The 2,849-nt window shown below is 60.2% G+C and carries 2 protein-coding genes; one reads left to right on the forward strand and one right to left on the reverse strand.

Features of this window, described 5'->3' with window-relative positions:
• Nucleotides 1-156: 156 nt before the first annotated feature.
• A complete protein-coding gene (locus VFL64_RS08250; RefSeq protein ID WP_489539897.1) occupies nt 157-1,221 on the reverse strand; it encodes a pilus assembly protein PilM in 1,065 nt (354 codons plus the stop codon).
• Between the two features lie 276 nt (nt 1,222-1,497).
• On the opposite strand from VFL64_RS08250, the gene VFL64_RS08255 reads away from it, so the two are divergent.
• Nucleotides 1,498-2,849 (forward strand): transglycosylase domain-containing protein (locus VFL64_RS08255; protein WP_489539896.1); only part of this gene is annotated, 1,352 nt, incomplete at its 3' end.

Below are 2,849 nucleotides of genomic sequence, written 5' to 3' on the forward strand. Positions count from 1 at the left end.
TGCGCTGCTGTTGTCCGGACGTCATCTGCTGAAGGACGACGTACCACACGCCCACGACCGCCAAGCCGGCGGCTGCAGCCAAACCCAGCCCCAGAAAGAAGGCTGCCTTGCGGCGCTTGCGCCGTTCTTCCCGGTGCGGGAGGAGGTTGATCAATATCACTGCAGAAACCTCCGCATGGCCAAGCCACAAGCGGTGAGGTACGACGGAGCCTCACGGCGAAGCTTGCTTTCGCGCACGGCGGAGCCAAGCTTCATGTTGTCGAACGGATTCACCACCATCGAGGCGAACCCCGTCAACTCGGTCACGCGATCCTTCAGCCCCGGCAAGGTCGCCGTCCCGCCAGCAAGCATCACGTAGTGCACCTTGTGGTGCGGCGTACTGGTGAAGAAATACTGCAGCGCTCGCCCGATTTCCTGCGAAAGACTGTCGACGAATGGCGCCAAGATCGACGTCTCATAGTCTTCAGGCAAATCGGACGCCAGCTTCTTCTGCTCGGCTTCCTCAAACGAGAAACCGTATTGCCGAGAAATCAGTTGCGTGAGTTGCGAGCCACCGAAGGCTTGATCGCGGTCGTAGAGCATCTCGTCGTCACGCAGCACCTTCAGGCTGGTGGTGTCAGCACCAATCTCGAACAACGCGACCAAAGCGTCCTTGCCTTCGTTAGGCAACGCCTCGATCAGGCGACCCATGGCAAGCCGGGAAGCATGCGACTCGATGTCCAGCACGACCGGCTTCAAACCAGCTGCCTCGGCCAGGCCCTGGCGATCCTGCACACGGTCTTTGCGAGATGCTGCGATCAGCACCTCGACATCACCAACCGAAGTGGGGCTGGGGCCGATGACAGAGAAGTCAAGACTGACTTCGTCTAGCGAGAACGGAATGTACTGATTGGCTTCGGACTCGACCTGGAGCTCGAGCTCTTCTTCGCGCAAGCCGGCGGGAAGCATGATCTTCTTGGTGATCACGGCCGACTGTGGCATGGCCATGACAACCTGCTTGGTCTTGGTGCCGCTTTTGGTGACGACCCGCCGCACCGCATCGGCCACCTCATCGAATTTCTCGATCTGCCCGTCGGTGATCCAGCCTTTCTCAAAGCTTTCGGCAGCGAAACGCTCCAGCACGTACTCGCCGGAAGCGCTCTGCCCCAGTTCCACCAACTTGACGCTGGACGAACTGATGTCCAAGCCGATCATCGGTGGATGCTTGCGGCCCAACAACATGTCTAGGAAGCTCACGACGCCCTCTCCCAACGCATTTTTAGCCACGCTGGATTGTTAAGAAGTTACTTCAATGCTAGCAGTAAAGTCTTTGTACAACAAAGATATTTCCAATTTTCACAACCTCGTCTCGTTGCGAAACTCTGACGCAAAAAGGTGCCAAAAATTGGCACCCTCGGGTCTTCCCTGAAGCCCTCTTCAGGCATTTGCCAAGCAGTTCACACTCCACTGAAGGCCAAGACGCCCTTCCTATAATCGCGGCGACTTTTGTGGAGTTACATGAGCGAATCCGATCGATCGGCTGCTTCCCCGTCCCCTCTGTTTGCTTCTTTGCCTCCCTGGGGGCGGTGGTTGGCTCGCGGTGCGGCATGGCTGCTGGGCCTGGTGGTCGCAGGCGTTCTGATGGTCGTGATGCTGGCTGGCTTGGCTCTGGCTGTGGCTTACCCCAACCTGCCCGAGATCAGCGGCTTGCTGGACTACCGGCCCAAACTGCCGATGCGGATCTATTCGGCCGATGCAGTCCTGCTGGGCGAGTTTGGCGAGGAACGCCGCAACTTCACTCCCATCGCGCAAGTCCCCAAGGTGATGCAGCACGCGGTGCTGGCGATCGAGGACGCTCGCTTCTATCAGCACAGCGGCGTCGACTACAAGGGCGTGCTGCGCGCCGGTTTGGCACAGTTCGCCGAATCCCGCAGCCAGGGTGCATCGACCATCACGATGCAGGTGGCGCGCAACTTCTACTTGTCGACCGAGAAAACCTTCACCCGCAAGATCTATGAAGTCCTGCTCGCGCTGAAGATCGAGAGCGTGCTCACCAAGGAGCAGATCCTCGAGGTCTACATGAACCAGATCTTTCTGGGTCAGCGCGCCTATGGCTTTGCGGCTGCAAGCGAGATCTACTTCGGCAAGCCGCTCAAGGACATTACCGTCGCCGAGGCGGCCATGCTGGCGGGCCTGCCCAAGGCGCCATCAGCCTACAACCCGATCTCCAACCCGCGGCGAGCCACCGTTCGCCAGCAGTACATCATCGACCGGATGCTAGAGAACGGGTTCATCACCCCAGAGCAACACGATGCGGCCCGCAACGAAACGCTGAAGTACCGCACCCCGTCGGAGGTTGCGGTTCACGCCGAATACGTGGCCGAAGCTGCGCGCCAGATGATCTTCAGCCAGTACGGGGACGACGCCTACAACCGCGGCCTCAACATCTACCTGACACTGAATTCGGCCGAGCAGATGACGGCCTACCGCGCGTTGCGCAAGGGCATCCTGGACTACGAGCGCCGCCAGGTCTACCGTGGGCCCGAGGCCTACATCGACCTGCCGGCCAACGCCAAGGATGTGGACGCTCGCATCGCTGAGGCGCTGGACGAACACCCCGACAACGATGAGTTGCGTGCCGGGGTCGCCCTAGAGGCCAGCCCACGCAAGGTGGTGGCGGTGCTGCAAAGCGGCGAGTCGATCACCGTCACCGGTGAAGGGCTGAAGCCGGTCACCTCAGGCCTGGCCGAGAAGGGAAACCCAAAGACCCAGATTCGCCGTGGCGCTGTGATCCGCATGGTCAAGGGCCCCAAGGGCGACTGGTCCATCACCCAGCTGCCTGAAGTGGAAGGCGCCTTCGTGTCGCTCGA

This window comes from Rhizobacter sp., from assembly GCF_035702065.1.
Lineage (GTDB): Bacteria > Pseudomonadota > Gammaproteobacteria > Burkholderiales > Burkholderiaceae_C > Rhizobacter.

Coding starts and splice junctions, on each gene's coding strand:
- VFL64_RS08250 (WP_489539897.1), bottom strand. CDS start 1,221: ATGTTGTTGGGCCGCAAGCATCCACCGATGATCGGCTTGGACATCAGT.